The sequence below is a fragment of the sulfur-oxidizing endosymbiont of Gigantopelta aegis genome, assembly GCF_016097415.1.
GTDB lineage: Bacteria > Pseudomonadota > Gammaproteobacteria > GRL18 > GRL18 > GRL18.
In genome coordinates this window covers 76,801-97,302 of record NZ_JAEHGE010000001.1, presented here as the reverse complement: position 1 = coordinate 97,302, position 20,502 = coordinate 76,801, and the positions used below count along the sequence as shown (strand labels likewise).

Below are 20,502 nucleotides of genomic sequence, written 5' to 3'. Positions count from 1 at the left end.
TTTTTATTGGCTAAAGGCTTTGAGCACTGCCAAGTTCATATGCCTGCAATAAGGCATTTTTAAGTGCTTGATTGTTGCTAAAGTCAGTAATGCCCATTTCTTTTTGGGCAATGTTTAACAGCGCATCAGCTACTTTGCTTTCTCTGGCGTATTGCGCATAGCCCGCTAAATCAAAGTAATTGTCTTTGATATGCTCGACTGCCATGCCTTGCGGGTTGCAATAGATAATGCTACTGGACTCTAACACTTCATATAAATAAGAATAGCAGTCAATTTGATGTTGGTTGGCAATTAGTCGGTGAAACGACGTAGGCTCTTTTTGTTGCACAAAAAGATCCAGGTCGATGGTGATGACTGGTGTGTAATGCGTGCCTTGAAAAGAAAAATCGACACTTATATCAATGCTATTCATAGTTATTTCTACCCGCTTATGTATTGCTCTTATACTGCTCTTATACAAGGGTGTTATTAAGCAAAGACGGCATCAACGGCATGATTCAGCGTATTGCGGATATCAGCATCATCCGTAATGGGCCTGACTAAGGCCATACGACAAGCATCAGCCTGACCAACGCCTTGATTCATGAGTTGTGCAGCATAAACCATTAGGCGAGTAGAAATACCTTCATCTAAGCCGTGACCTTTTAAGTTTCTGGCTGCTTCTGCAATTTTAACTAATTTAGCTGCTGTTTCTAAATCGATACTGGCTTCACTGGCAATAATTTTTGCCTCAGTGTCGGCAGTCGGGTAATCAAAGTCCAGCGCAGTAAAACGTTGTTTAGTGGATTGTTTTAAATCTTTCATCAAGCTTTGATAGCCCGGGTTATATGAAATAACTAATTGAAAGTCAGGGTGGGCATTGATCAGCTCACCTTTTTTATCTAAGGGTAGATTGCGACGGTGATCCGTTAAAGGGTGTATGACCACTGTGGTATCTTGACGGGCTTCAACGATTTCATCTAAGTAGCAGATTGCACCAATACGAGCGGCAATGGTTAATGGACCATCTAACCAGCGTGTGCCATTGGCATCTAATAAATAACGACCGACTAGATCAGAGGCGGTCATATCTTCATTACAGGCCACAGTGATTAATGGTTTTTGTAATTTCCAGGCCATGTGTTCGATAAAACGCGATTTACCACAACCGGTTGGGCCTTTAATCATCACGGGTAAACGACCATTATAGGCTGCTTCATATAATGCCACTTCATTATCTTGTGCTTGATAAAAAGGCTCTTCATTAATTAAGTATTGCTCAATATTTTGCTCACTCATTTTTATTTTACCTATTTAGTGGTTTGTCTATTACCGATTGCAACGTTATTGTTACGGTTTAAATCAACTTTGTATGGCTTCTTTTGTTTTAAACCTAAAAAAATCATACAAAGTTGATCTGTTTTTTTTAATTGTCTTAAAAAACTTTGAAAAAAAAAGCCCCTAAAATCAGGGGCTTTAAATTTTAGTACTGAGAGATGAAGCGCTTTTAGAGTAGCCTCATCCCTTAAACTCAGAGTTCATTTTATTTATGAACGCCTAGCTTGTCTCTCCAACCTGGGAAGATTGAATCCGCATCACCTGGGAATGACTCAAAGGCACGAGCAAATTCGTTATGCTCTTTCGCATATTCAATTGGGTCAGCACCTTCTTTCCAACAATCATAAGACTGACGTAAAGAGACTGCACCGGCTGCTGGAGAATCAATATGTCCGTAAGAACCACCACCAGAAGTGTTGATGACATTACCGTGACCTAAGTTCTCGAAGAAACCTGGTAGGCGTAAAGCATTCATACCACCAGAAATAATCGGGGTAGTAGGCTTCATTCCGCGCCACTCTTGGTGATAGAAAGGACCATCAGCACTGTCACGTTCAATCATGTAAGCGATGTTTCTATCGTCTGCACCACCTTCCATTTTACCGTAACCCATGGTACCCACGTGGATACCAGAAGCGCCCATAAGACGAGAAAGTTTAGCCAGTACGAATGCAGTATAACCACGAACCGATGAAGGTGAAGTGATCGCACCATGACCAGCACGGTGATAATGTAAATACTGTGATGGGTATTGACGACGTGCAGTTGTCACCATACCAGGTCCACCCACATAGCCATCAACTAAGAATGCTAAGCGTGGTGCATCTTCACCAAATGTCTCTAGACCGAAGTCCGCACGAGCACACATTTCATGATAATCATCAGCAGTGATGTTCATAGAGAAGATTTTAGCTTCGCCAGTTTCGTCTTGAGCACGTTTCATGGCATCATGAACTAAAGGTAAAACTTTCTTCATAGGACAGAAAACTTGGTTACCTTGAGGCTCGTCATTTTTAATGAAGTCACCACCTAACCAGAACTGGTAAGCTGCTTCTGCAAATGGCTCTGGACGTAAACCTAATTTAGGCTTAATGATTGTTCCAGCAATATAACCACCTTCAGTTCTTGAACGACCTAATAGGTTCCACATATCAGTGATATCAATCGCAGGACCGTCAAAAAGAGCTAACATAGCAGGCGGTACATAGAAATCTTGCATCTGTGCATCTTTAACATCACCCATGCCCTGGTTGTTACCAATAGCAAGTGTTAGAAATGAAACAACCATGGCACGACCATCAATAACGTTGCGGTCAAACAAGTCATTAGGATAAGCAATCTTCATGATGCCTTTAGCTTCGTCTATTTCATAGACCATCGCATCCAGGTTTTTAGTGAAGTCATCAGTGGTTGAAACTTCAACGTTGGTACCGGTTGAAGACTCAGCAGCAAAGTGAGCAGCAGTTTCTAAATAACCGCCAAAGCCCGGCATACAATGCATGGTATAAGCAACCAGTATGTGGCCACCCTCGGCAATTAACGTATCTTCATCTAAACTTAAATCTGCATAACGTGCGGATTGATCCATTTTGGACTCCTTAATTAAATTTCTTAAAACTTACTTATAACTTAGCCGTGTTCTTGAAGCGTTGTGTGCTTGAAGAGCAGTGGCTGAGTTTTAACGGTCTTTACCAAGCGCTGTTGAATGCTTTTTACAAAGCTGGCCAGGTAAAGTTAAATCCTGTGTAAAATCAGAGAAGAGAATATACAAAGTTTATACTATAAAGTAAAACTTTAATTATTTATGTTTGTCATAAGGTTTTACTTATGATAAAGTGTTTTTTTGAGCTAAAAACCGAAAAACACAGAAAAAAATATCGTTTTTTAATAAAAATAGGTGTTTTTGTACATAAAGGTGAGCTAATGAATTTAACGTTTCGGCAATTAAAAGTATTTGAAGTGGTGGCAAGGCATTTAAACTATACTAGTGCTGCTAAAGAGCTGCATTTATCCCAGCCTGCGGTGTCAATGCAGGTGAAGCAATTGGAAGAACAGGTGGATACGCCTCTGATTGAAAAACTGGGTAAAAAACTGTATTTGACCGATGTGGGTTATGAAATGCAGACTTATGCTCGAAGTACTATTCAGCAATTGATCGATCTGGAAGAAAATATTTCTCAGATGAAAACCCTGCAACAGGGGCATTTGAAATTGGCAGTGGCGAGTACCACCAATCATTTTGTGATCCGTTTATTAGCGAGTTTTGCTAAAGTGCACCCCAAGATCCGTATTAGTCTGGAAGTGACCAATCGCAGTACTTTATTGGATTTATTAGATAAAAATGAATGTGATTTAGTGATTATGGGTAGTCCACCTGAAGGCTATAACCTTGTTTCTTCACCCTTGCTGGAAAACCCTCTAGTGGTAGTGGCTTGCCCGAATCATTATCTTGTAGCTAAAAAGCAGGTCTCTCTTAAAGATTTAGCCAAGGAAGAATTTGTGATCCGGGAAGTGGGTTCGGGTACGCGAAGTGCAGTAGAGCGTTTTTTTATTGAACACGAACTGGAATTTAAAACCAAAATGGACATGAGTAATAATCGTGCCATTAAACATGCGGCCGAAGAAGGCTTGGGACTTGCCATTGTGTCAATTCATACGCTTGAACTGGAGTTGAAAGCCAAGACCTTAAAAATTGTCAATGTGGAAGGCTTTCCTATCTATCGTCATTGGTATGTGGTGCAAAGAGAGGGTAAGCGCTTATCCCCTATTGCGACCGTGTTTAAAGATTATATAATGCAAGAAGCGGATAAGGTGATAGAAAATTTTAATATGCCGCTAATGTAAATAGGTTAATATTAAATAAACAGGTGACTTTTCAGTGTCACTCTCGTATCCGATTAAATAGCTTGTCTTTACAGGGACGCTAAAACACATCCCTGTGACGCTTTATGAAAACATCCTGTTTTCAAAACCCTATAAAGACAAACTATTCAAGCGGATACTCTTTTGATATTTTATAACACGCTGAACAATTACAAACATACAAGCAATGGAAAACAATTTGAAATCTAAACAAATGGATTTGGCGAATATCTCACATCATGGTGCTGTTAATGGTGTGACAGGTTCCTGTCATGAGCTACATATTGATGATAAAAATAGTATTTTGATTGATTGTGGCTTGTTTCAAGGGGCTGAAACATCACCGGGTGGTTCCAAACACGATCAATTGGCTATCGATTTTTCGCTCAAAACTGTACAGGCACTGGTGGTGACTCATGTGCATATCGATCATGTCGGGCGTATCCCCTATCTCTTGGCGGCAGGTTTTAAGGGGCCGATTTATTGCTCTCAGGCAACGGCATTATTATTACCGGATGTGTTAGAAGATGCGGTGAAAATTGGCTTTACCAAGAATCGGCAATTAATTGATAAATTTATTCGTCATATTAAGTCGCTCTTAGTGCCATTGGATTATGCTAAAAACACCACCATTGAATTGAAAAACAGTGCTTATAAGCTGGCAATTTCATTAAAACCCGCAGGGCATATTTTAGGTTCAGCCTATGTTGAATGTGTCATTGAGTCGATGGAGAAACAGCGCTTAAAAGTGCTTTTCAGTGGCGATCTCGGCGCACCCTATGCGCCTTTATTAGCTGCGCCAAAATCGCCCTATGGCTGTGACCAATTGGTTATTGAAAGCACTTATGGTGATAAAAATCATGCTGATCGGCGTTATCGACAGAAATACCTTCAGTCAGTGATTGAACGGGCGGTGGCTGATCGCGGTGTGGTTTTGATTCCTGCCTTTAGTATCGGTCGTACCCAGGAACTATTGTATGAGTTAGAAAATATCATCCATCGACAGAGCTCATTAAAAGAAAGTCTTTGGCAGGGTATTGAAATCATCGTAGACTCCCCACTGGCCAATGAATTTACGGAAAAATACCAACAATTGTCGGTTTTTTGGGATGCAGAAGCTCAGAAGCGTTTGAAACAAGGTCGCCATCCTTTGGATTTCTCGCAATTACTCACCATCAACGATCATAAAACCCATTTGCAAACTGTTGCTTATCTACAAAAAACTGCTCGTCCGACGATTGTTATTGCCGCTAGCGGTATGTGCTCGGGTGGTCGAATTGTTAATTATCTACAAGCGCTGATCAGTGATAAGCGCACGGATATTTTGTTTACGGGTTATCAGGCGCGTGGTACTGCTGGGCGTGATATTCAGAAATATGGTCGGGGGGGGTATGTTTACCTAGGTGCTAATGACGGCGCTAAAGAAGCAGGCAAAGAAGGTAAAAAATATACGATTGAGGCCAATATTCATACCCTAAGTGCTTACTCTGCCCATGCCGATCAAACTAATTTATTTAACTTTGTAAAACGTATGCGCAATAAGCCACGTCAAATTCGTTTAATTCATGGCGATAATGAGGCCAAGCAAGCCTTACAGAAGAAATATATCAGCGCATATCCCGCGATTGATGTTATGATACCAGTCGATTAATTGGCATATAAATAATTATTTTAGAAAATAAAAACGTAATTATTCAGTGTAATTCACGTACCCGATTAAATAGCTTGTCTTTACAGGGGCGCTCAAGCACATCCATGTGACGCTTTATGAAAACATCCTGTTTTCAAAACCCTGTAAAGACAAGCTATTCAACCGGATACTCTATTGGTAGGCTACAATACGCTGAATGGTTACATAAAAACTATCTATAAACTGAAGGAAGCTCAATGATTATCCCCGTTATTTTATCTGGAGGCTCAGGTTCGCGACTCTGGCCTATGTCCCGAGAACTTAACCCGAAACAGTTTTTAAAATTGTGCGGGGAATTCAGTATGCTCCAGGAAACGATGACACGTTTAAATGGGATTGATGATCTGGCTGCACCGATCATTGTCTGTAATGAAGAGCATCGTTTTTTAGTCGCGCAACAGATGAATGATATTGGTGTGGATGTCGATAAAATTATTCTCGAACCCATTGGTCGTAATACAGCCCCCGCTATTTGTGCCGCAGCAGAATATATTCAGGGCAAATATTCCAGCCACATCAATGCCGATGATGTGATGCTGATTCTAGCGGCTGATCACATTATTCAAGATATAAAAACCTTTCATCAAGTGGTCGAATCAGGTTATCGAGTGGCGCAGCAGGGACAGCTCATCACCTTTGGTATAGTACCAGACAAAGCTGAAACTGGTTATGGCTATATAAAACGGGCTGAGCTGTTCAGTGACTCAGAAAACGCCTATAAAGTTGAGCGTTTTGTCGAAAAACCGGATTTAGCAACAGCACAACAGTATTTAGACAGTGGTGACTATTATTGGAATAGCGGCATGTTTATGTTTCAGGCCGGTGCTATTTTAAAAGAAATTGAAAGTCTTTCGGGTGCAATTTACCAGTCGGTTAAAGCGGCAGTCTCAGAAGGTCAAGTGGATTTAGATTTTTGTCGTTTGGGCGTTGAAGCATTTTCCGCTTCACCCTCAGACTCCATTGATTATGCGGTGATGGAAAAGACCGATAAGGCTGTTGTTTTACCATTGGATGCAAACTGGAATGATGTTGGTGCCTGGTCGGCACTATGGGAAGTGAATGATCGTGATAATAATGGCAATGTCTTACACGGTGATGTCTTACATCATGATCTAACCAATAGCTATGTGCATGCTGAAGAACGCATGGTTGCCGTTATCGGCATGGATAATTGTGTGGTGGTTGAAACGGCTGATGCGGTATTGGTGGTCGATAAATCCAAAGCGCAGGATGTGAAAGAAATTGTTAATCAGCTCAAGCGTAGTGGGCGTACAGAAGCGTTATTGCATCAGCGTGTTTATCGCCCCTGGGGCAGTTATGAAACGCTGGATGAAACCGAACGTTTTAAGGTGAAACGTATTATTGTTACGCCGGGTGCACAATTATCACTGCAAATGCATCATCATCGTGCGGAGCATTGGGTAGTGGTTAGGGGCACGGCAAAAATTACCTGTGGTGATAAGGAATTCATTTTGACTGAAGATCAGTCCAATTATATCCCGCTGGGTACTCAACATCGTTTAGAAAATCCGGGAGTGATCCCCTTAGAAATTATTGAAATTCAAACCGGCAGTTATCTCGGCGAAGATGATATTGTGCGTTTTGATGATGAGTATGGAAGAGTAGACAATGCCGTCCATGACGGTACAGACAATGAAGCAGTAGAGAAAGATTAAATATGAATATCAGTATTGAAGAATTAATGCATAGTAGTCAGGTGAAATTTGGTACCAGTGGGGCTAGAGGCTTGGTAGCAGACATGAGTGATCAGGTTTGCTATGCCTATACCTTAGGTTTTATCCAATATTTAGAACAGACTCAACAGATGGGACGGGCGGCCAATCCATCGAATTCAATTGCCCTGGCCGGTGATTTGCGTGCCAGTACGCCAGACATTCTCAATGCTTGTGCAAAAGCCATTATTGATAGTGGTTATGAAGTCATTTATACGGGTTTGATTGCCACCCCCGCCGTGGCATTGTATGGGCTGACTCAGCAATGTCCGGCCATTATGGTCACCGGGAGTCATATTCCTGATGATCGAAATGGCATCAAATTCTACAAACTCGCCGGTGAAATCCTCAAAGAAGATGAAATACTGATTAAACATCAAGTCATTAATGTGCCGGACAGTTTATTTGATGCTCAGGGGCAATTTAGTGATCAGAGTAATGGCTTACCAAGTTTGGACTCAAGTGCTGGCAATGCCTATCAGCAACGCTATCAGGATTTGTTTCCCGCCAATGCATTGGCAGGGAAAAAAATAGGTGTGTATCAGCATAGTGGTGTCGCTCGGGATATGATTCCTGCTATTTTAGAAAAACTGGGTGCAGAAGTCGTGCTATTAGGACGTGCTGAGCAATTTATTCCCGTGGATACCGAAGCGGTACGTGAAGAAGATATTAAATTAGCTAAGCAGTGGGTGGCAGAGCATGCCTTAGATGCGATTGTGTCAACGGACGGTGATGCCGATAGACCCTTGATCAGTGATGAAAACGGGGACTGGTTAAGAGGTGACATTGTTGGTTTTTTATGTGCGCAATATTTACACATCGATCACATTGTGACGCCGGTCAGTTCGAATACGGGTGTCGAAGCATCCGGTTTCTTTGCCGATGTGAAACGTACTCGAATTGGTTCGCCTTATGTTATCGAAGCGATGAATGATTATATTGAAGATCATTATGCCGCAGTGGCAGGCTATGAGGCCAATGGTGGCTTTTTACTGGGCACACCGATTCGTCGAAATGAATATTTATTAACGGCTTTACCGACCAGAGATGCGATAATTGTGTTGTTGACCCTGCTCCATAGTAGTGTCGAACAAGGCCTTTCAATATCGCAATTATCAGCCCAATTACCGCAACGTTTCACCTATAGCGATCGCATTAAAGACTTTGCCACTGAGCGTAGTCAGGCCTTGGTGTCTCGTTATACTGCTGGAACAGAAGCCGAAAATAAGCAAGCAATTGAGGCTGATTTTCCACAATTTGGTCGTATCAGCCAGATGAATGCTTTGGATGGGCTAAGAATCACCTTTGCAAATAACGATATTATTCATTTTCGTCCATCAGGCAATGCCCCCGAATTTCGTTGTTATAGTGAGTCGGATAGCGTAGAAAAAGCCCAGACAATTAATCAATCGGCATTGAAAATTATTGTTAATTTGTGAATTTTATGGTTAAAACTGTTAATTAGTTCACACTATTCATGATTGTATTTTTATGCTTATTTTTTTATACGAGCATTTTTTAAGAATAAACGATCACATAAGTGATTGATGTTTAATGAAAATAACTGCTAAGATGGTTCCATATTAAAGATTTTAAGGACGACGTAAGACGGATCGATTATGGAGTGCAGGGTCTACGGAGTGACCGCAAGCAGGAGTTTTATAATGCAATATTTTCTGAATAGGATTTTTGGTTAATCGTATTACAAAATGGCTTGGAACGGAGGTACGAAAGCGACCATGAGCTACGGCTCGGTCGCTTTTTTTGTGCCTATAGAAAAGTAAAATGAAAAGTAAAATGAAAAACTTAATGTCTGAAGTGACGCATTCCTGTAAATACCATAGCAATGCCATGCTCATCAGCAGCATCGATCACTTCCTGATCACGCATTGAGCCACCCGGTTGAATCACCGCAGCTATTCCAGCTTCAGCAGCCGCATCCAAACCATCGCGGAAAGGGAAGAAAGCATCGGATGCCATCACCGAACCCGGTACAACCAAGTTTTCATCGGCTGCTTTAATACCGGCTATCTTAGCGGAATAAACACGACTCATTTGCCCAGCACCAACACCAATTGTTTGCTTATCGCGAGCATAAACAATGGCATTGGATTTAACAAATTTAGCCACTTTCCAGGTAAAGAGTAAGTCCATCATTTGCTCAGGTGTGGGTGCTTTCTTGGTGACCACTTTCAAGTCGGCCTCAGTAACCATACCCAAATCACGTTCCTGTACTAACAAACCGCCATTGACGCGCTTATAATCCCAGGTTTGTGTGGGCATATCAGCCCATTGGCCACAGGCTAATACGCGGACATTTTTCTTTTCGGCGAGAATGGCAATGGCATCGTCATCAACCGAAGGGGCAATAATGACTTCCACAAACTGACGCTCGATGATTGCTTGAGCAGTGGCCGCATTTAATGGCAGGTTAAAAGCAATAATGCCACCAAATGCTGAAGTGGGGTCGGTTTTAAAAGCCCGATCATAGGCTTCTAATTGATCGCTACCCAATGCAACACCACAGGGGGTTGCATGTTTGACAATGACGCAGGCAGGCCCTTCACTGAACTGCTTCACACACTCTAACGCGGCATCGGTATCACCAATATTATTATACGATAACTCTTTGCCCTGAATTTGTGTTGAAGTGGCGATACAGGCTTCTTTGGGCGCTGTTTCGACATAAAACGCGGCATTTTGGTGAGGGTTTTCACCGTAGCGCATTTGCTGTGACTTATCGAACTGCAAACTAAAGGTTTTGGGGAAAGTTTCCTTGCTTTGGTCGGCAATATTAATTGCCCCAAGATAGTTAGCAATGTGACCATCATATTTTGCCGTATGTTCAAATGCTCTAACAGCCAAGTTGAATAAGCTTTCTTTGGCCAATTGTCCTTGGTTATCTTGCATTTCAGTAAGCACTTTATCGTAGTCACTGGGATTAACGACAATGGCAACACTGGCATGATTTTTAGCCGCTGCTCGCACCATGGTTGGGCCGCCGATATCGATATTTTCAATGGCAGTTTCTAGGTCGCAGTCTGGATTAGCTATCGTTGCTTCAAAGGGATAAAGGTTGACGACAACCATATCAATGGCATCAATACCGTGTTCTTGCATGACCTCATCATCAATACCACGGCGTCCTAGAATGCCACCATGTACTTTAGGATGTAATGTTTTTACCCGCCCAGCCATCATTTCTGGAAATCCGGTATAGTCAGACACTTCTGTGACAGGAATGTTGTTATCTTGTAGTAACTTGGCTGTACCACCGGTTGATAAAATATTCACTTGCATCTCTGATAAGGCTTGCGCAAACTCGACAATATTGTCTTTGTTTGACACACTGATCAGTGCTGTTTTGATTGTGGCCATTCAAGCTACTCCATAATTTTAATTGCGACGGCTGTCTTTGAAAGAGTTATAACTGGACTATGATAATTGTAAACGGGCTTTGAATCAATATTATTAAGGCAGAGGCAGCAAAACTCGGTGAAGTAACTTATTCTTATGAATTAAGCTGAAAACAGCATTTTTTGTTTGCCTGATGCTTTTTAAAATTTTTTTTGTTCTTTCTTTCTAAATAGCAGGCACGGGAGATGCTGCGTTTAATCGACGCATTTTCCCTAAAATAGGTTTATTTTCTTATTTTTACAGGTCTCATCTCCTCATAATCGTCTCTGTACAATAAAAAATCCATTAAATGTTCCCAGGAGTCCATCACAAAAAAGGTAATAACCCCTCTGAACTTTTCCCACATTAATTTTTTAGAGCCAAACTTTTTACGACAAGCTTGATAAGCCCCATCGGTTAATTCAAAAATTTGATGGAAATAAAAAGCCAGCAAGGTTAACAGATACATATTAAAGCTCAGGTGCTTCTTCCCATGACCATAATTATGCTCAATGTGATAGCCTTGGTTCTTTAATGTGTTGAAACATTCGTTTTCTATTTTCCAACGACATCGACCCGCCTGGGTCATTGTTTGAATATTATGTTCACTGATCTTTATGTCGGTGACCCAGCTATTTCGGTAGATAATTTTCCCTGCGGTATTGGTGAGGGGTATATTCAAAAAGTTAACTTCAATGGCATTTTTTCGCCATGTAAAGGGACATTATTTTTCCATCGATAATGATGTTGGTGCCCTTTTTCGTCAATCCAGTCCATTGATGGGAGTTCAGAAAATGCTTCAAGCCATTCAAATAAATATGTGTGATCACCAGGTTTGGCAACCAATAAATAATGCATCATTTCTTCAATTATATCTTCTATCATAGGTTGATGTGACATCAAACCATCACCACAAATCATAAATCCTTGTCTTGGATGTGCTTTTTTAGATTGGCTATAAAACGTTTGGCTGCATTACTTTCACAATCCTGTTTTTTTGTACCATCCGTATTTTGTATTGCTTCAGGCATGACAGGGAGCACTTGTTTTTTATCGGGGTGCATAATGGCACCTTGTAAAACAGCATGACTGTAGGTTATTTCACCCGTTCTATGTTCTTTATGAAGACAACAGTCACAATGGATTTGCTTAGAGGAATAATATTGCGTGCCATCAATAACACAAAGCAATGTGTTGGGTAATATGGCATACTCTTCAAGATGCTTATGTCGTCTGAGTCGTTCAAATAAATCTTTAAATGCAGGTGCAAATGTTTTAGAGGGTATGAGATCCAAAATGTCTCTTAGTTGACTATTTTTAGGAATTTTTTCAACATTAAAAAGAGTGCGTAAATTATTTTGATTCTGTTCCTCTTCCATCTGTTTCTGAAATTCACTTAAAGAGGATCTTGAAAATACATGCAGGCAAAAGCACTCATAAGCACATCATGTTGACTGTAATCACACTTTCCTTGTACTCGGCTATCTTTGATTGCATGAAAGTGCAGTGAGATGGCCTGTTTCAGGGCAGAAAAACTTAAATGTTTTTTTTTGCTGACTTAAAGAGGCCAAAATTCACAGTACCAAGCATATAAAAGGGAAATATTTTTTAACATGAAGTCATTCAACCAATTGAAAAACAAGAGTTTGATCTCTTGTTTCTCAAAATGCAAGCTTTTTATTTGATTTTTTTAATTTTGCTAAAGTTACTGCGAAAAAAGTTTTTTATTTCTGCTTGGTAAGCACCACTACAACTCAATTGTTCATCTCAGCGAGAATTGCTGAGGCAGAGGCGGATATTGAACTTTTTCAACCTAAAATAATCAGTTGAATCGTAGCGAGAGCGACTTAGGTGCTGAAAAAATTCAATACTTAAAAAGGATGATTTTAAGGGTCAGAACGGGAAGTTACTACGGAAGGTTAATTATTCGTTAATATTATACTGTTTTAACTTCTTTCGTAGTGTGCCGCGATTAATACCTAGCATTTGAGCTGCTTTGCTTTGATTGCCATTGGTATGACCTAAAATGGTTTCTAATAGTGGCGCTTCAACTTCAGCCAGCACTAATTGATAGAGATCATCCACAGTATGACCTTCTAAATCATTTATGTAATTTGTTAGCACAGAACGCACACAATCACGCAAAATGGCGTTGTCAGCTGAGTCGGTTTCGGTCGAGTCGCTGTCATGAGCGGGTGTATTTATTGGTGCACTAGCATTTGATTCAAAAGTATCAGCAGTTTTTATCTCTTTAATGTTATTAAAAACATCTTGCACTATGGGCATGGATTTTAACCTAAATAATTGTCAGTGAATTGTTGGTGTCTTTTTTTTTTTTGCATCATTATAAACTGATTTTTAAAAAAGCGTGTAAGATTTTTCAGTCAGTTTAGATTAAGAATTATCCGTTTAAAATAAATTCTTAAAAAATGTTGAGTCATAGCGTATTGTTGGTGTGCATCATTGATCCGGCTGATTTTTTTCCATAATTGTTCGCCTTCAGGTAGAGGTTTGATCGCTGCGACAAGATGTTTTCGGGCAATTCTGACGCCATGAGATTCACCATAAAATGAATACAAATCGCTTAATAAGCCCAGGATGATGTCGCTTTTTTCCTGCAAAGAAGGTTCCGGTAAATGCATTCCAGTTGCTAAGAAATGATTAATGTCAGCAAATATCCAGGGAGACTGAACAGCAGTTCGACCAATCATTATTGCATCAGCGCCTGTGTATTGTAGTACATCTTGTGCCTTCTCTGCACTATTTATATCACCATTTGCAATGATCGGTGTAACTTCTCAATAAGTCTGTGCAAAACTTGAAATAAAAACAAAAAAGTCTTGACAGCATTTTAGAGGACAAAAATTGCATTTTCACTGCCCCATGTAATTTATCCCTATAAATGATCCTGTCGATCTGTCTCAGATCGAAATAGAATATTTTTGAATATTATCTTAACTGAGAGGGAGTTTGATCAACACAGGGCAAACTAAAGAGCCTTAAAAAGCCATGATACAATTGTTTTATTGAAAACAACCTGTATTGATTATAGTGAAAAAATTACCTCCAATTCCAGAGATACCTGAAGAAGAAAAGACACCGGTAGTCCGATTACTCCTTGCTTTCATGGAGCAACAACAGGAAATCATTCAAAACCAACAGGTTGAAATCGATGCCCTAAACAGAAGTTGCTAAGCTTAAAAAGCTACCTCCAAAGCCTAAAATAAGAGCCAGTAAATTGCCAAAGGATGATGACAATGATAATCCGACAGGTCATTCAGGAAGCAAGAAAAACAACTCAGGAAATGGGACTAGTAAGCCTTTCAAAAAGTCGTAAACGAAAGAAGAAATTGGCTATTCATAAAACCACCGTTATCAAACCAGATAACCTGCCAGAACATTCACGTTTTTTAGGGTATCAGGATTATTTTGTTCAGGAGTTGCTGATTAAGCCTTTCAACGATGCAGCACTTGATGATTATATGAGAGCAGAAAAATTACCTCACAAGCCATTGAGCGTTATTGAACAAAGTCATCAGACTTGCTTTGATAATGAAGAAGCCTGGAAATACTATCTGCAGAACAATAGTATCATAACACAACGGCATGTTCGCATTGCCACAGAAGGCGCTTTACTGGGGGCATTAATTAACAGTGGCTTTCCAAGGATTTGGTGATTGTGAGTGATGATGCAGGACAATTTGATATTTTGTTGCACGCATTATGTTGGATACATGCAGACAGAGTGTTTCAGCGGATACTACCACTCAATGAGCGACATGATAAAGAACTGAACTGGGTACATACTCAGATTTGGGAACTATTTTATGATCTCAAACAATATAAACTTGAGCCAGATGATCCGTTGAAGTCAGCGATTGCTGAACATTTTGATGAATTGTGCCGGACTAAAACAAGCTTTGAAGCTTTGAAACGTTGAATCAGGCACTGAAACGATTGGCAAGAAATAAAACAGAATTACTGCTGGTATTGGAACGGCCTGATATTCCTCTTCATAATAATTTGAGTGAAAATGATATTCGAGAATATGTTATTAAGCGTAAAATTAGTGGTAGTACACGCTCAAAGGATGGGCAACTTTGCAGAGATACCTTTGTCAGTTTAAAGAAAACTTGTTTGAAACAAGGAATTTCATTCTGGGATTTTATTAATGACCGGATCAGCAAGAGAAATTTGATCCCATATCTGCCTGAGTTGCTGAAAGGTAAAGTTTGTGCTGTTTAAATGCACAGACTTATTGAGAAGTTACTGATCGGTATGCTAACTTGTTGTTTTACCGTTTTTATAGTGTCATATTCAGCCTCACCACGGTAGCCACAGCTACGAGTTCGTCCATGGATTGTTAAAGCCTGAATGCCACATTGTTCGGCAATTTGGGCAATCGTGAGGGCATTCTTGTGTACTTGATCCCAGCCGGTGCGTATTTTTAGTGTCACTGGAATGGGGACTGCATTGACCACCGCAGTAAGGATCTCCCTTACCAGAGATTCATTTTTCATTAATGCTGAGCCTGCGGAGACATGACAGACTTTTTTTGCTGGGCAGCCCATATTAATATCAATAATATCGGCACCATGTTGCATATTATACTGCGCAGCGGCAGCCATTTGCTGTGCTTCAGTGCCCAAAATTTGTATGGCAATGGGTGCAGCCTCACCATCATGGTTGAGACGTGTTCGGGTTTTAAGAGAGTTCAGTAGTTCAGGCTTAGAGGTGACCATTTCTGATGTCACTTGAGCTGCGCCTAGTCTACGACAGAGCTGTCGAAAAGGGCGGTCGGTGATACCGGCCATAGGAGCCAAAAAAACAGGAGCCAAAAAAACCGGTGCGCTAGATGCGTCGGGTGCGGTATTTGACTGAGGCGGATGAAATTCCCAAGCGCCTATTTTCATTTATAAGTAATTAAACTGAAAACTCAAATCTGAACCGGGATCAGGATCAACGATTCTAAGATTAATTTCCTGACTTTGATTTTGCTTGATGCCTTGCTCGTATGGGATCTCGCCACTGAGATATTCATCAGGCAGAAATTTTCTACGGGCAATGACTGCACCCCGAGGATTGGAAAAAGTAATTTCCAATATGGGATAACCTTGAGTAAAGTCTGCTTTATTTTTAAAGGTTAATTGAATTTCTAAAGCATTATTGACTCGCGGATGAGAGCGAACATCATGATTGACTGTGACAATTTTTCGTGGTGCTTTCACCAAGGGTAACGAACAGCCAGTGATGGGGCAGAGTGTTTCTAATAAAGGGCGGAAGCTGACATCTTGAGACAGTTTAATGCTATTGACGTGTAAATACTGAACGCCAAGCAATGCCAATAGCACAATCGTGCCTGCCAGCCAGGCAAACATCGCGCCGGGGCTAGTGCTGGATGAATTGCTTTGGGTGAGAAATGAGGGGACGGTTTCCTCAATATGGATTTCTGTCGGGGGTCTTTCAAATTCATTGACAGCCGTTATCTCTATTTCCGCTTCATTTGAGTTTAAGTCGTACTCCGATGACTCAGGATTTAAAGAATCCTCATCACTGAGGGATTGCTTAGAACTGCTATCGCTATTAAGAAAATCACTTTCTAGTTGTTCGAGTTCTGCGAGTAAATCATCGCCATTACCCAAGTCATCAAAGTCATCGCTTAAATTAGAATATTCATCATCAAGCGAGTTATTGTTATCTGAGAGTGTTTTATTGATGTCATCCAGCTCATCCAGCTCATCCAGCTCATCCAGCTCATCAAGCAATTCATCATTGACATTGGTCTGATCGGATACATCCATTAGGCTATTGAGGATCTCAATATCGCCCTCATCAACATTTTGAGGCTTAAATTCATTGATACTGCTGATGGGTTCTTCTTCGAGTGTGTCTTGTTCGTCAAAATGAACCAAATCCAGTTCTTCAACCGCACTAAATTCTTCAACCGCACTAGGTTCATCATCTGTGCTACTGGTTTCTGTGGGTGTTAATATTTCTATTTCATCAGCGAGGTGCTCAGGGCTTGATGCTTGATCAATAATGGCGTTTTCTTTGCTGTCTGAAGTCTCACGGGTATCGATACTTTCTGCAGAGTCTAAAGGTGTATGGTCTGCAAGTATCTCTGTTGAATTTGCGGTATCAGACCTTATCGTCTCATCAGAGATTATCGTTTCCTTGCTTACAGCATCTGAAGACGTATTGGTGCTTGTCTTACTGAAAGCTGAGGTTCGGGCATTTTTAAGTTCAGCCGTGGCAGCAGAGAGCGAGGCCGCAATGCGTTCCATTTTAGCTTTGATGTTAGTGCTGGGGATAGTGATGCTACTGCTAGTCAATGATGAAAGGAGACTACTGGGTTGCTTAGTATTTTCAGTAATGTCTTCCTGAGGTTCGTCTGTTTCAGCACTTTCTATGCTGTCTTCCTGAGGTTCGTCTGTTTCGGTACTTTCAGTGATGTCTTCTTGAGGCTCGTCAGTTTCGGTACTTTCAGTGATGTCTTCTTGAGGCTCGTCAGTTTCGGTACTTTCAGTGATGTCTTTTTGAGGCTCGTCAGTTTCGGTACTTTTAGTGATGTCTTCTTGAGGCTCGTCAGTTTCGGTACTTTCAGTGATGTCTTCTTGAGGCTCGTCAGTTTCGGTACTTTCAGTGATGTCTTTTTGAGGCTCGTCAGTTTCGGTACTTTCAGTGATGTCTTTTTGAGGCTCGTCAGTTTCGGTACTTTCAGTGATGTCTTCTTGAGGCTCGTCAGTTTCAGTACTTTCAGTGATGTCTTTTTGAGGCTCGTCAGTTTCGGTACTTTCAGTGATGTCTTCTTGAGGCTCGTCAGTTTTAGTACTTTCAGTGGTGTCTTCCTGAGGCTCGACTGTTTCAGCGCTTTGTGTGGTCTCTTCATGCTTTTCATATAAATTATCTAAAGCATTAAAAATGTGATCACATTGGCCACAGCGCACTTTGCCATTGGCAATGTCCAGGTATTCTTGAGAAATTTCAAAATGCGTATCGCAGTTTGGGCAGTGTGTATACATGTGCTGAAAACGTTCCTTGAATCAACTATCTGACACTTCAGATACATTATAAAAATATTATCGGGATACTAACATTTTTCAAGCAAATAATCTGTACTGTGTTGGAACTCTTTGGCTGAATTTTTGAAAATTTGACGACTGAGTAAATTATTCTAATTTAGTGCCGACAATTCTAACCCAGTCGCCTTCCTGAGTGACTTCTTCAATGGTGAACCATTGCTGATAGGCTGTTGAGACTTTTTCTGCCTGCTCAGCCAAAATGCCCGATAAAACAATCTTTCCCTCGGGAGCAACATGTGATGCTAGCATGGCCGAAAGTTCCACTAAGGGGCCGGCAAGAATATTAGCTAATAATAGGGGGCATTGTAAGGTTTCGTGTTGACGTTTAAATTCAGCTACAGAGAATGTATGCAGTTGTTCAAGTACATGATTTTTTTCTGCATTGGCCTGAGTAGCAATTAAAGCCTGTGGATCTAAATCAACGCCATAAACTTGATTAGCACCCAATAAACAAGCAGCAATGCCTAAAATACCTGAGCCACAACCATAATCAATGACCTCAATACTCTCTTGAGGGAAGTTTTGATCCAGCCATTGTAAGCATAATGAAGTGGTTGGGTGAGTGCCAGTACCAAAGGCCAGCCCCGGATCGAGCATGATATTAACCGCAGAGGCATCCGGTGGGGTGTGCCAACTGGGACAAATCCAAACACGTTGACCAAATTGCATGGGTTTAAAGTCATCCATGCAGGCACGAATCCAGTCTCGATCTTCCAGTGCTTCGAGGCTATACCCCGGTAATTCACCATAACTTTTTTTGATAAAAGCGAGTACTGAGTCAACATCAATGTCAGCTTCAAACAAGCCCGTCAGCAGCAGTTCTTTCCATAGAGGTGTGCAACCGGGAGGCGGTTCAAAGATGGGGTCATCATGAGCATCCTGCAGGGTGACAGATGCCGCCCCTGCGTGACTCAAAAGCTCAGATAATTGTTCGCTATTACTATGAGTCGCTTCGAGCGTGAGTTGCAACCAGGCCATAAGCACCCTTCTTAATGAGCTTTTATAGCCCTAGTTTTTTCTCAAGATAGTGGATGTTAGTGCCACCGGCCTTAAATGCGCTATCAGTAATAATTTCCTGTTGCAGAGGTATATTGGTTTTAATACCTTGTACAACCATCTCATTTAGCGCTGTATCCATACGAGCAATAGCAATTTCGCGTGTGTTGCCAAAGGTAATGAGCTTGCCGATCATTGAATCATAATAAGGCGGTACGTGATAGCCACTATAGATATGGGAATCGACTCTGACACCTGGGCCACCGGGGGCATGATAGGCCTCAATTTTTCCAGGACTGGGCATAAATGTCTTGGGATCTTCGGCATTAATACGACACTCAATGGAGTGGCCTTTGATTTTGATATCACTTTGAGCAAAACTCAAAGGCAAACCCGCTGCGACGCGTAGTTGTTCACGTACGAGATCAATACCGGTGACAAACTCAGTCACCGGGTGCTCAACTTGCAGGCGGGTATTCATTTCAATGAAGTAGAATTCACCATTTTCATATAAAAATTCAAAGGTACCAGCACCGCGATAACCAATTTGACGGCAGGCTTCGGCACAACGTTCACCAATTCTATTCCTAACTTCTTCACTGATGCCTGGAGCGGGTGCTTCTTCGACTACTTTTTGATGACGACGCTGCATTGAGCAGTCGCGCTCACCTAAGTGGACAGCATTGCCATGTTCATCAGCAATGACTTGAATTTCAACATGGCGTGGGGTTTCTAAAAACTTTTCCATGTAGACTTCGTCATTGCCAAAAGTGACATCGGCTTCGGTCTTGGTCAATGAAATGGCATTGAGCAGGCTGGCTTCTGAGCGTACGACGCGCATGCCACGACCGCCACCGCCACCGGAAGCTTTAATAATGACGGGATAACCAATTTCACGGCCAATGCGTAAGTTGGTTTCAGGATCAGACCCTAAAGCACCATTGGAGCCGGGCACTGTGGGGACGCCCGCCTCTAGCATGGCTTTAATGGCCTGAACCTTATCGCCCATAATACGAATGGACTCAGGCTTAGGGCCAATAAAAACAAAGCCACTTTGCTCGACGCGTTCAGCAAAATCGGCATTTTCTGACAGAAAACCATAGCCGGGGTGAATGGCCTGAGAATCAGTGACTTCAGCAGCACTAATTAAGGCGGGGACATTTAAATAACTATCTACAGAGGGCGCCGGACCAATACAGACAGATTCGTCCGCGAGCAATACGTGCTTTAGGGTTTTATCGGCATCTGAATGAACAGCAACGGTTTTAATGCCTAATTCGCGGCAGGCACGCTGTATGCGCAGTGCAATTTCACCACGATTGGCAATGACTATCTTCTCAAACATCAGAGGGTTCCAGGTATTTATCTATTAGTATAAATTGTTTATCGTTTATCACGGGTATAGTAATGAGTCAGTGGTCAGGGC

At 41.4% G+C, this 20,502-nt stretch carries 21 protein-coding genes; 8 read left to right on the top strand and 13 right to left on the bottom strand.

The genetic code is table 11. The annotated features are described in order from the left end of the window. Positions 1 to 10: 10 nt before the first annotated feature. The 3 genes from JEU79_RS00520 to JEU79_RS00510 all read right to left on the bottom strand — a co-directional run bounded on the left by JEU79_RS00520 (position 11) and on the right by JEU79_RS00510 (position 2,905). A complete protein-coding gene (locus JEU79_RS00520) occupies positions 11 to 412 on the bottom strand; it encodes a hypothetical protein (RefSeq protein ID WP_198262518.1) in 402 nt (133 codons plus the stop codon). A gap of 56 nt (positions 413 to 468) precedes the next feature. Then, positions 469 to 1,278 carry a CbbQ/NirQ/NorQ/GpvN family protein gene (locus JEU79_RS00515; RefSeq protein ID WP_198262517.1) on the bottom strand — a complete coding sequence of 270 codons (810 nt, stop codon included), beginning with the start codon at positions 1,276 to 1,278 and terminating at the stop codon, positions 469 to 471. Positions 1,279 to 1,522: 244 nt separating this feature from the next. Then, positions 1,523 to 2,905, bottom strand: coding sequence for a ribulose-bisphosphate carboxylase (locus JEU79_RS00510; RefSeq protein ID WP_198262516.1), 1,383 nt, complete (start codon positions 2,903 to 2,905; stop codon positions 1,523 to 1,525). A 335-nt stretch (positions 2,906 to 3,240) separates the two neighbouring features. Between JEU79_RS00510 and JEU79_RS00505 the strand changes: the two genes are divergently transcribed. The 4 genes from JEU79_RS00505 to JEU79_RS00490 all read left to right on the top strand — a co-directional run bounded on the left by JEU79_RS00505 (position 3,241) and on the right by JEU79_RS00490 (position 9,041). Continuing rightward, on the top strand, positions 3,241 to 4,161 hold the full coding sequence (locus JEU79_RS00505) for a LysR family transcriptional regulator (RefSeq protein ID WP_198262515.1): 921 nt from the start codon (positions 3,241 to 3,243) through the stop codon (positions 4,159 to 4,161). A gap of 217 nt (positions 4,162 to 4,378) precedes the next feature. Beyond that, a complete protein-coding gene (locus tag JEU79_RS00500) occupies positions 4,379 to 5,830 on the top strand; it encodes an MBL fold metallo-hydrolase RNA specificity domain-containing protein (RefSeq protein ID WP_425511134.1) in 1,452 nt (483 codons plus the stop codon). A 236-nt stretch (positions 5,831 to 6,066) separates the two neighbouring features. Next, on the top strand, positions 6,067 to 7,545 hold the full coding sequence (locus tag JEU79_RS00495; RefSeq protein ID WP_198262514.1) for a mannose-1-phosphate guanylyltransferase/mannose-6-phosphate isomerase: 1,479 nt from the start codon (positions 6,067 to 6,069) through the stop codon (positions 7,543 to 7,545). A 2-nt stretch (positions 7,546 to 7,547) separates the two neighbouring features. After that, positions 7,548 to 9,041, top strand: a complete 1,494-nt coding sequence (locus JEU79_RS00490) for a phosphomannomutase (RefSeq protein WP_198262513.1) — start codon at positions 7,548 to 7,550, stop codon at positions 9,039 to 9,041. 367 nt (positions 9,042 to 9,408) lie between these two features. Here JEU79_RS00490 and purH read toward each other — a convergent pair whose 3' ends face one another. The 6 genes from purH to JEU79_RS00460 all read right to left on the bottom strand — a co-directional run bounded on the left by purH (position 9,409) and on the right by JEU79_RS00460 (position 13,766). After that, a complete protein-coding gene (gene purH / locus JEU79_RS00485) occupies positions 9,409 to 10,980 on the bottom strand; it encodes a bifunctional phosphoribosylaminoimidazolecarboxamide formyltransferase/IMP cyclohydrolase (protein WP_198262512.1) in 1,572 nt (523 codons plus the stop codon). A 262-nt stretch (positions 10,981 to 11,242) separates the two neighbouring features. Continuing rightward, positions 11,243 to 11,680, bottom strand: coding sequence for a hypothetical protein (locus JEU79_RS00480; protein ID WP_198262511.1), 438 nt, complete (start codon positions 11,678 to 11,680; stop codon positions 11,243 to 11,245). Then, positions 11,677 to 11,919, bottom strand: a complete 243-nt coding sequence (locus JEU79_RS00475; protein ID WP_198262510.1) for a hypothetical protein — start codon at positions 11,917 to 11,919, stop codon at positions 11,677 to 11,679. Before JEU79_RS00475 ends, JEU79_RS00480 begins: the two co-directional genes overlap by 4 nt. Further along, complete coding sequence (locus JEU79_RS00470; protein ID WP_198262509.1) at positions 11,916 to 12,377, bottom strand: hypothetical protein; 462 nt, start codon at positions 12,375 to 12,377, stop codon at positions 11,916 to 11,918. The genes JEU79_RS00475 and JEU79_RS00470 overlap by 4 nt, the downstream gene beginning before the upstream one ends. A 544-nt stretch (positions 12,378 to 12,921) precedes the next feature. Next, positions 12,922 to 13,284: a DNA-binding transcriptional regulator Fis gene (fis, locus tag JEU79_RS00465; RefSeq protein WP_198262508.1), complete on the bottom strand. Its 363-nt coding sequence runs from the start codon at positions 13,282 to 13,284 to the stop codon at positions 12,922 to 12,924. A gap of 98 nt (positions 13,285 to 13,382) precedes the next feature. Continuing rightward, positions 13,383 to 13,766: a tRNA-dihydrouridine synthase gene (locus tag JEU79_RS00460; protein ID WP_246540474.1), complete on the bottom strand. Its 384-nt coding sequence runs from the start codon at positions 13,764 to 13,766 to the stop codon at positions 13,383 to 13,385. A 283-nt stretch (positions 13,767 to 14,049) separates the two neighbouring features. Here JEU79_RS00460 and JEU79_RS00455 point away from each other — a divergent pair, with 283 nt between their 5' ends. The 4 genes from JEU79_RS00455 (at position 14,050) to JEU79_RS00440 (ending at position 15,243) form a co-directional block, all read left to right on the top strand. Continuing rightward, the gene (locus tag JEU79_RS00455; protein ID WP_198262507.1) at positions 14,050 to 14,193 is read left to right on the top strand and encodes a hypothetical protein; all 144 of its coding nucleotides are present in this window, start codon (positions 14,050 to 14,052) and stop codon (positions 14,191 to 14,193) included. A gap of 62 nt (positions 14,194 to 14,255) precedes the next feature. Continuing rightward, positions 14,256 to 14,675, top strand: coding sequence for a hypothetical protein (locus tag JEU79_RS00450; RefSeq protein WP_198262506.1), 420 nt, complete (start codon positions 14,256 to 14,258; stop codon positions 14,673 to 14,675). A 2-nt stretch (positions 14,676 to 14,677) separates the two neighbouring features. Beyond that, positions 14,678 to 14,938 (top strand): hypothetical protein, encoded by a 261-nt coding sequence (locus JEU79_RS00445; protein WP_198262505.1) that lies wholly within the window; start codon positions 14,678 to 14,680, stop codon positions 14,936 to 14,938. Continuing rightward, positions 14,935 to 15,243 (top strand): IS66 family transposase, encoded by a 309-nt coding sequence (locus tag JEU79_RS00440; protein WP_198262504.1) that lies wholly within the window; start codon positions 14,935 to 14,937, stop codon positions 15,241 to 15,243. The genes JEU79_RS00445 and JEU79_RS00440 overlap by 4 nt, the downstream gene beginning before the upstream one ends. Here JEU79_RS00440 and JEU79_RS00435 read toward each other — a convergent pair. The 4 genes from JEU79_RS00435 to accC all read right to left on the bottom strand — a co-directional run bounded on the left by JEU79_RS00435 (position 15,240) and on the right by accC (position 20,421). Further along, positions 15,240 to 15,812 (bottom strand): tRNA dihydrouridine synthase, encoded by a 573-nt coding sequence (locus tag JEU79_RS00435; RefSeq protein WP_343074998.1) that lies wholly within the window; start codon positions 15,810 to 15,812, stop codon positions 15,240 to 15,242. The two genes, JEU79_RS00440 and JEU79_RS00435, sit on opposite strands and share 4 nt — an antisense overlap. Before the next feature lie 99 nt (positions 15,813 to 15,911). Next, positions 15,912 to 18,020, bottom strand: coding sequence for a zinc-ribbon and DUF3426 domain-containing protein (locus JEU79_RS00430; RefSeq protein ID WP_198262502.1), 2,109 nt, complete (start codon positions 18,018 to 18,020; stop codon positions 15,912 to 15,914). 147 nt (positions 18,021 to 18,167) lie between these two features. Next, positions 18,168 to 19,058, bottom strand: a complete 891-nt coding sequence (prmA, locus tag JEU79_RS00425) for a 50S ribosomal protein L11 methyltransferase (RefSeq protein WP_198262501.1) — start codon at positions 19,056 to 19,058, stop codon at positions 18,168 to 18,170. 22 nt (positions 19,059 to 19,080) lie between these two features. Next, complete coding sequence (gene accC / locus JEU79_RS00420) at positions 19,081 to 20,421, bottom strand: acetyl-CoA carboxylase biotin carboxylase subunit (RefSeq protein WP_198262500.1); 1,341 nt, start codon at positions 20,419 to 20,421, stop codon at positions 19,081 to 19,083. Positions 20,422 to 20,502 lie beyond the last annotated feature (81 nt).

What these genes read in the sequence shown, in the direction of transcription:
- purH (WP_198262512.1), bottom strand. Translation starts at nt 10,980, where the DNA reads ATGGCCACAATCAAAACAGCACTGATCAGTGTGTCAAACAAAGACAAT.
- accC (WP_198262500.1), bottom strand. Translation starts at nt 20,421, where the DNA reads ATGTTTGAGAAGATAGTCATTGCCAATCGTGGTGAAATTGCACTGCGC.
- JEU79_RS00520 (WP_198262518.1), bottom strand. Translation starts at nt 412, where the DNA reads ATGAATAGCATTGATATAAGTGTCGATTTTTCTTTTCAAGGCACGCAT.
- JEU79_RS00505 (WP_198262515.1), top strand. Translation starts at nt 3,241, where the DNA reads ATGAATTTAACGTTTCGGCAATTAAAAGTATTTGAAGTGGTGGCAAGG.
- JEU79_RS00430 (WP_198262502.1), bottom strand. Translation starts at nt 18,020, where the DNA reads ATGTATACACACTGCCCAAACTGCGATACGCATTTTGAAATTTCTCAA.
- prmA (WP_198262501.1), bottom strand. Translation starts at nt 19,058, where the DNA reads ATGGCCTGGTTGCAACTCACGCTCGAAGCGACTCATAGTAATAGCGAA.
- JEU79_RS00450 (WP_198262506.1), top strand. Translation starts at nt 14,256, where the DNA reads ATGATAATCCGACAGGTCATTCAGGAAGCAAGAAAAACAACTCAGGAA.
- JEU79_RS00515 (WP_198262517.1), bottom strand. Translation starts at nt 1,278, where the DNA reads ATGAGTGAGCAAAATATTGAGCAATACTTAATTAATGAAGAGCCTTTT.
- JEU79_RS00490 (WP_198262513.1), top strand. Translation starts at nt 7,548, where the DNA reads ATGAATATCAGTATTGAAGAATTAATGCATAGTAGTCAGGTGAAATTT.
- fis (WP_198262508.1), bottom strand. Translation starts at nt 13,284, where the DNA reads ATGCCCATAGTGCAAGATGTTTTTAATAACATTAAAGAGATAAAAACT.
- JEU79_RS00470 (WP_198262509.1), bottom strand. Translation starts at nt 12,377, where the DNA reads ATGGAAGAGGAACAGAATCAAAATAATTTACGCACTCTTTTTAATGTT.
- JEU79_RS00475 (WP_198262510.1), bottom strand. Translation starts at nt 11,919, where the DNA reads ATGATTTGTGGTGATGGTTTGATGTCACATCAACCTATGATAGAAGAT.
- JEU79_RS00510 (WP_198262516.1), bottom strand. Translation starts at nt 2,905, where the DNA reads ATGGATCAATCCGCACGTTATGCAGATTTAAGTTTAGATGAAGATACG.
- JEU79_RS00495 (WP_198262514.1), top strand. Translation starts at nt 6,067, where the DNA reads ATGATTATCCCCGTTATTTTATCTGGAGGCTCAGGTTCGCGACTCTGG.
- JEU79_RS00435 (WP_343074998.1), bottom strand. Translation starts at nt 15,812, where the DNA reads ATGGCCGGTATCACCGACCGCCCTTTTCGACAGCTCTGTCGTAGACTA.